8 protein-coding genes are annotated in these 7,351 nt (G+C 68.0%); 1 reads left to right on the forward strand and 7 read right to left on the reverse strand.

Features of this window, described 5'->3' with window-relative positions; genetic code table 11:
* The 6 genes from WBV89_RS15610 to WBV89_RS15635 form a co-directional block, all read right to left on the reverse strand.
* A partial coding sequence (locus tag WBV89_RS15610) for an ATP-binding cassette domain-containing protein (protein ID WP_423982273.1) occupies positions 1 to 403 on the reverse strand: 403 nt, incomplete at its 3' end.
* Positions 400 to 1,185 carry an ABC transporter permease gene (locus WBV89_RS15615; protein ID WP_423982274.1) on the reverse strand — a complete coding sequence of 262 codons (786 nt, stop codon included), beginning with the start codon at positions 1,183 to 1,185 and terminating at the stop codon, positions 400 to 402. The genes WBV89_RS15610 and WBV89_RS15615, both read right to left, overlap by 4 nt.
* A gap of 5 nt (positions 1,186 to 1,190) precedes the next feature.
* Positions 1,191 to 1,937: a molybdate ABC transporter substrate-binding protein gene (gene modA / locus WBV89_RS15620; RefSeq protein ID WP_423982275.1), complete on the reverse strand. Its 747-nt coding sequence runs from the start codon at positions 1,935 to 1,937 to the stop codon at positions 1,191 to 1,193.
* 25 nt (positions 1,938 to 1,962) lie between these two features.
* On the reverse strand, positions 1,963 to 3,057 hold the full coding sequence (locus WBV89_RS15625) for a metallophosphoesterase family protein (protein ID WP_423982276.1): 1,095 nt from the start codon (positions 3,055 to 3,057) through the stop codon (positions 1,963 to 1,965).
* A gap of 46 nt (positions 3,058 to 3,103) precedes the next feature.
* Positions 3,104 to 3,319, reverse strand: coding sequence for a hypothetical protein (locus WBV89_RS15630; protein ID WP_423982277.1), 216 nt, complete (start codon positions 3,317 to 3,319; stop codon positions 3,104 to 3,106).
* Between the two features lie 83 nt (positions 3,320 to 3,402).
* Complete coding sequence (locus tag WBV89_RS15635) at positions 3,403 to 4,944, reverse strand: acyl-CoA carboxylase subunit beta (RefSeq protein ID WP_423982280.1); 1,542 nt, start codon at positions 4,942 to 4,944, stop codon at positions 3,403 to 3,405.
* Positions 4,945 to 5,043: 99 nt separating this feature from the next.
* Here WBV89_RS15635 and WBV89_RS15640 point away from each other — a divergent pair, with 99 nt between their 5' ends.
* Entirely contained in the window at positions 5,044 to 6,171 is a 1,128-nt protein-coding gene (locus tag WBV89_RS15640) for an ATP-dependent DNA ligase (RefSeq protein WP_423982278.1), read from the forward strand.
* Positions 6,172 to 6,194: 23 nt separating this feature from the next.
* On the opposite strand, the gene WBV89_RS15645 is transcribed toward WBV89_RS15640, so the two are convergent.
* Positions 6,195 to 7,351 (reverse strand): copper resistance D family protein (locus tag WBV89_RS15645; RefSeq protein ID WP_423982279.1); only part of this gene is annotated, 1,157 nt, incomplete at its 5' end.

Here is a 7,351-nt window from a genome sequence, read left to right on the forward strand (position 1 = left end):
CACCGAGCCCGAGCAGTTCGATCCACCGCTCGGCCTCCGCGCGGGCCGGACGCGTGCGTGCCCCCGCACTCCGCGGACCGAACGCCACGTTGTCGAGCACGCTGAGATGGTCGAACAGTCGGTGTTCCTGGAAGACGATGCCGACATGGCGCGCCTCGGGCGGAACCCATGTTCCCGCGCTCGTCCGGCTCAGGACGCGATCGCCGAGGCGCACCGACACGTCGGACCCGTCCGGGACGTCGACGAGTCCGGCGATCGAGGACAGGATCGACGACTTGCCCGCACCGTTCGGGCCGAGCAATGCCGCAGTGGTGCCCGCCGCGACCTCGATGTCGACGTCGATGGTGAAGTCCGCGCGCGCCAGACGGATCCGGACCTCCAAGGCACCCGACGAGCCACTCACGACGCCGTCCGTTCCCACCAGCGCCCGCGCAGCGTCACCAGCACCACCACCGACACGACGACCATCAACAGGCTGATCGCGATCGCGGCGTCACGGTTCGCGTCGAGTGAGACGAACACGGTGAGCGGCAGGGTCTGGGTCCGTCCCTGCAGATTCCCGGCGAAGGTGATCGTCGCCCCGAACTCGCCCAGGGCGCGTGCCCACGCGAGGACGATTCCAGCCCGGAGCGAGGGTGCGATCATCGGGAGCGTGACGCGTCGGAAGACGGTCAGCGGCGATGCGCCGAGGCTGGCCGCGGCGGCTTCGTGGCGTCCATCGAGCGACGACAGCGCGCCTTCGACCGTGATCACCAGGAACGGCGTGGCGACGAACGTGTTCGCCACGATGACGCCCCAGATCGAGAACGGCAGCACCAACCCGGTCAGGTCGGCCAATGGCTCGCCGATCACACCTCGTCGGCCGAGCGCGAACAGCAGCGCCGCACCGGCCACGACCGGGGGGAGCACCAACGGCAGGGTCACGATCGCCCGCAGGAGTGAGCGACCGCGGAACTCGACGCGGCTGAGCACCCAGGCCAGCGGCACCCCGATCACCGTTGCGCACACGGCAGCCGCGACCGACGTGATCAACGACAGCTTCAGGGCGTCGACGACCACGTCGTCGGTGAGCAACGACGGGAGCTCGGACCAGGGGGTGACCCCGAGCAGTCCGATCAGCGGGACGACGAAGAGCGCCGCACCGACCGTCGCAAGAACGGTGAGAATCCACGGCGGACGTCGCATCCGGCTCAGACCTCCCCGAAACCGGCATCGGTGAGGATCGCCTGACCGGCCGGCGAGAGGACGAAGTCGACGAAGAGTTCGGCGTCGGAACGGGCGGACGTGCCGTCGACGATCGCGATCGGATAGTCGGCGCGCACGTCGATCCCGTCGGGGAGCTCGATCGCTGTGAGCTCGCCCGGGAACGCGTCGACGTCGGTCGTGTAGATCAGGCCCGCGTCGAGTTCGCCCGCGGCGATCTTCGCGGCGAGCGACCGGACGTCGGGTTCCTCGGTATCGACCGACGCAGCAACCCCCGCCTGCGTCAGCACGTCCTGTGCGTAGCGGCCACACGGAACCTGGGGCGCGCACACCCCGACCAGCAACCCCGGGTCGGTGAGGTCCGCGAGTCCGGACACGTCTCCGGGATTGTCGGCCGGGATCACGAGCGTCATCGAGTTCGTGGCGAACGTCTCCGGCGCTTCGGCGAACCCACCGGCGACGAGCGCATCCATCGGTGCGGTGTCGGCAAAGGCGACGACAGCGGCGGGTGCGCCCTGTTCGACCTGGACCCGCAGCGTGCTGCTGCCGCCGAAACTGAGTTCGACATCGACGTCGTGGGCCGCTTCGAACTCGGCCTCCATCGCCGTGAACGCGTCGGTCAGCGACGAGGCGGCGAGGACGAGCACGGAGCCGTCCTCGTCCGAATCCCCGCACGCGGCCGTCGTCATCACGAGAATGGTCACGGCGGCGAGAGCGGTCGCGATCCGGGGCATGCGGCGACGAACCTACCGCGCAGACTCAGCGCGTCGTCGGGATGATGAAGCATCGATCCGCAAGGGTGCCGAGGGCATAGCTGGCGTAGTCGATGTCGAAGTCGGCGTAGAGCCCTCGACACGATTCGCTCCATGCGAGGGCTTCGGGTGACGACACGCGGTGGACGATCTGCATGATTCCGTCGCCGCACACGCGGTACTCGGCCCAGGTTCCGGGAAAGTCCTTCGTGCATCCGATCTCGACGCTCGGGATCCCCGACGACGTCATCGGGCGGACCCGGTGGCGATGGGTGTGGCCGGACGTGTAGGCGACGATCGAACGGTTGCGTGCGCAGGCCTCGTCGAGTCGATCGCTCGCATCGGGATGGAGACCGAAGTAGTCGTCGCTGCGCTTCGCCTCGGTCGGATCGCTCGCCCCGGCGATCCACTGCTGGTGATGGCCCATCACGATGACCGGTTGGGTGGAAGCGGATGCCAGATCATCGAGCCACTCGACCTGACGCACCGTGACGTCACCGGTCGTCGCCCCGGGGATCACCGTGTCGAGGAGCGCGACGGTCACCCCGGGGAGATCGATGCGTTGGTCACCGGCGTACTCGACCTGGAGTCGGTACCCGTCGTGGTTGCCGCGCACCACGTGCAAACGGTCGCCGAACGGATCCCGGTAGCAGCGCTCGAACGCCGCGAACTCCTCGGGGCGCCCATCGAGGGACAGGTCCCCCTTGACGATCACGGCGACCGGATCGATGGCGGAGATCTCGTGTGCCGCGCCGCGGTTCATCACCTCCGGGTACGGCTCGGCGCCGGGTTCGGCACGGCGGATCGGTCCCATCTCGAGGTCGTCGACCTGGCCGGCCGCCATCTCGCCGAAGTGGACGTCGTTGACTGTGGCGAGGACGGACGCGAGGTCCCCGCCGGGTCGCGGGAGCGTCCGGACTTCGATGGAGGTGACGATTCCTGCGGGCAGCCGGATCTCGAGGCGATGTTCGGTGTCGGGTGTCAGACCGTCGAAGCGGTGCACCTCGACGTCGAACGTGCCGGGGGTCGTGACGTGGACGACGACGGCGGTGTCGGTGACCGTCGTGACGTCGATGATCGGATTCCCGCCGGGATCGGTCATGTCGCGATCATTGCAGGATTGCGGTGCGTCGCGCCGCCGTGAGGGTTCAGCGGAAGGGGCGATCGCGGCGGGCGGGCACCGGCTTGCTCCACCAGCGGCCCGAGAAGCGCCACGACCTCGAACGGGGTAGCTCGTCGGCCACCATGACCACCGGTCGGGGCCACAGCGCCTCGGTCGCTGCCATGATCGCGACGGCTTCCTCATCGGTCGGGGCGGGAGACATCACCATTCCCGACGGTGGAGGGAACTCGTTGAGCGACACGGCGGTGAGGGTATCCGACGACGATGATCCCGGCGAAGCCCTCGAAGATGCACATTGGTGCCTGGCACGAACGTGCATCGTTGTCAGAGGGGGACGTTGCCGTGCTTGCGCTTGGGCAACTCTTCGCGCTTGGTGGCGAGCATGCGCAGTCCGGCGACCAGCTTGCGGCGGGTCTCGGACGGCTCGATCACGTCGTCGACGTAGCCGCGCTCGGCAGCCGCATACGGGTTCGCGTAGCGCTCCGTGTAGTCCTCGACCAGCTCGGCCCGACGTGCAGCCGGGTCGGCGGCCTGCTGAAGCTCGCGGCGGTAGACGATCTCGACCGCACCCTGCGGGCCCATCACGGCGAGTTCGGCCGATGGCCACGCGAACGCGAGGTCGGAGCCGATCGACTTGGAGTCCATCACGACGTAGGCGCCGCCGTACGCCTTGCGGGTGATCACCGAGATGCGCGGAACGGTCGCCTCGCAGTACGCGTAGAGCAGCTTGGCACCGTGACGGATGATCCCGCCGTACTCCTGATCGACGCCGGGCAGGAAGCCGGGGACGTCGACGAAGGTGATCAACGGGATGTTGAACGCGTCGCACGTCCGCACGAAACGGGCGGCCTTCTCGGCGGACTCGATGTCGAGGACGCCGGCAAGGATCTTGGGCTGGTTGCCGACCACGCCGACCGGCTTGCCGTCGATCCGGGCGAAACCGCAGACGATCGACTTCGCCCAGTGGGGGAAGTACTCGAAGAACTCGCCGTCGTCGACGCAGTGGCCGATCAGCTCGACCATGTCGTAGGGCATGTTCGGCGAGTCGGGCAGGATCGTGTTCAGCTCGGGGCACGAACGGTCGGGATCGTCGCCGAGGTCCTCGACCGGCGGTTCCTCCATGTTGTTCGACGGCAGGAATCCGAGCAGGAACCGGACGTCGTCGAGGCAGGCCTTCTCGTCGGCCGACACGAACGTGGCGACGCCGGACTTCGAGGCGTGGCTCATCGCCCCACCGAGTTCTTCGAGCGTGACGTCCTCGCCGGTGACCGTCTTGACGACGTCGGGCCCGGTGATGAACATGTGGCTCGTCTCGCGGACCATGAAGATGAAGTCGGTCATCGCGGGGGAGTAGACCGCTCCACCGGCGCACGGACCGAGGATCACCGAGATCTGCGGAACGACGCCCGACGCCTGCACGTTGCGGCGGAAGATGCCGCCGTAGCTCGCGAGGCTGACGACGCCCTCCTGGATCCGGGCTCCGGCTCCGTCGTTGAGGCCGATGACCGGCGCGCCGACCTTGGCGGCGAGGTCCATCAGCTTGTGGATCTTCTCGGCGAACACCTCGCCGAGCGCTCCGCCGAACACGGTGAAGTCCTGGGAGAACACGAAGACCTTGCGGCCCTCGACCGTCCCCCAGCCGGTGACGACACCGTCGGTGTACGGACGGTCGTCCAGACCCGACGTGTGTGCCCGGTGGCGCGCCAACAGGTCGAGTTCGTGGAATGAACCGTCGTCGAGGAAGTAGTCGAGACGCTCCCGGGCGAGCATCTTGCCCTTCTCGTGCTGGCGGTCGACCGAACGTTCGGATCCGGCGTGGAGCGCCTGCTCCCGTCGGTCGGCGAGGTCGGCGATCTTTTCTTCCATCGTCACGGCACCGAAACTATCGCAGCGGACCCTGACGCCCCCGGTCCGCTGTCGGAGAGAATCGAAGCGGCCGGGCGGGAGGTGCGCCAAACTCTGCACATGGCCGAGACCGACGTCATCCCCTGGAACCTGCCGGTGCAGCCGCCGATTCAGCCGATGCTGGCCAAGCTGGCGCGCTCGATCCCGAACGGCGACGGCGACTGGCTGTTCGAACCGAAATGGGACGGGTTCCGATGCATCGTGTTCCGCGACGGCGATCGCGTCGAACTGTTCTCCCGCAAGCTCAAGCCGCTCGCGCGGTACTTCCCGGAACTGCTCGACCCGCTCCTCCGGTCACTCCCGGAGCGGTGCATCGTCGACGGCGAGATCGTCGTCCCCGACCGTGGTGATCACGGGCTCGATTTCGACGCACTGCTCCAGCGGATCCATCCCGCCGAGTCGCGCATCAACCGGCTCGCCGCAGAGACGCCGTCCGAGTTCGTGGCCTTCGACGTCCTGGCCGTCGGCGACCGGTCGCTGCTCGACGAGCCGATGCTCGACCGACGAACGTGTCTGCTCGACATCGTCGAGCCGAACGAACGTGTGCGGGTGACCCCCGCGTCGACCGACCGCGCCCGGGCCGACAACTGGTTCTCCGCATTCGAGGGGGCAGGGCTCGACGGGGTGATCGCCAAACCCGTCGACGGTCCGTATGCGCCGGGGAAGCGATCGTTGTTGAAGGTCAAGCATGTCCGAACGGCGGACTGTGCGGTGCCGGGATACCGGGTTCACAAGGACGGCAACGGTGTGGGCTCGCTGCTGCTCGGGTTGTACACCGACGACGGAGATCTGCGCTCGGTCGGCGTGGCGGCGTCGTTCAGCGTTGCGCGCCGATCCGAACTGCTGGCGGAACTCGAACCGCGGACCGGAGCCGATGCGCTCATCGACCATCCCTGGGTCGACTGGGCCTCGTGGCAACAGGAGCAGAAGGAACGCGAAGCGGCGAACGACGCAGCGGGAAGGCCGACACCGCCATCAGCGGGAAGCCGATGGAACGCGGGCAAGGACCTGTCGTTCGTTCCGATGCGGATGGGTCTGGTCGCCGAGGTCACCTTCGGTCAACTCGAAGGTGGCCGTTTCCGTCACGGGGTCGGATTCGTGCGCTGGCGCCCCGACCGCACGCCCGAGTCGTGCCGCTTCGATCAGCTCGACGTCGCAGAACCGGTCCGCTTCTCGACCCTTTTCTGACCGCGGGCTCTTCCGACCGAGGGTCAGGATTCGGTGGTCGCCGGCTCGGTGGCGGTGACGGTGTCCGCGGTCGCCGGAACGGTGACTTCGTCGATCGCCACTTCACCGGTCTGATCGGTGACGACGTAGATCTGCGGGGGGCTCTCGACGGGACCGGCAGCGGTGTTGGCCTCGACCTCGATGGTCCAGTCCCCGGCGACACTGATCGGGATGCCGATCGCTTCGTCGCGCACCGCGAAGCCGGACTCGGTCAGCGGAACGGGCTGGCGGATCGCGGCGAGATTCTGATCGTTCGGAGGGGCGGTGAACACGATGTTCAGGCCGCTCAGATTCTCATCCGGCTGGATCACTTCGACCTCGAGGCCGACCAACCCGATCTGGCTGTCGGTCAGTCGGACGATGACCTCGAGATTCCCGGCCTCGTCGGTGTGGGTCTGAGTCACCTCGTAGTCGACCAGCGAGGCGGGATTGATGTTGGGAGGCGGGAGCGCCAACAGCCACGCGCTCAATCCGAGCGTCAGGACGCCGATCGCCGCCTCGGCCCCGAAGGCCCGGCGGAGTCGGTCGGCGAGCGGGACGCTCATCTGCTGGGCGCGATTGAGCCGTTGCGAGACGAACTGGCGCGCGGAGAACGCGACGAAGATCATCGCGGCGACGATCACCGTCTTGAGCACGAGGACCTTGCCGTGGCCGCTCTGGAACAGCGCTCCACCGTCGAGTCGGAACATCTGCACGAGGCCGGTGCCGATCGTGACGACGATCGCCGGCGTCGACACCCTGCTGAATCCGCGTACGGCGTGCACGAGGTCCTCGTCGCCGGGACCGGAGAGCACGACTCGGGCGAGCAGGATGACCCCGCCGACCCACACGGCCATCGCGAGCGCATGGAGGATGCCCATGATCGCGCCGAGCGCAGCCCAGTCACCGCCCGTTCGCGTGATGCCCATCGTCGCCACACACAGGCCCGGGATGCCGAGTGCTGCGAACTGGGTCGTCGGGTCGATGACCCGCTCGGGGCGGAACGCGGGCCACGCGGCGAGGGCGAGCAACACGACCCGGAGCAGTACGGCTCGACCGGGCCAACCGGCATCGAGCAGGTCGAGCCAGGTACCCGGACTGAACGGACCTCCGCCACCCTCGGGTGTGACCGCTGCGGCGGCGAGACCGGTGAAGATGACCG

Source organism: Ilumatobacter sp. (genome assembly GCF_049588435.1).
In the GTDB taxonomy this organism is placed as follows: Bacteria; Actinomycetota; Acidimicrobiia; order Acidimicrobiales; family Ilumatobacteraceae; genus Ilumatobacter_A.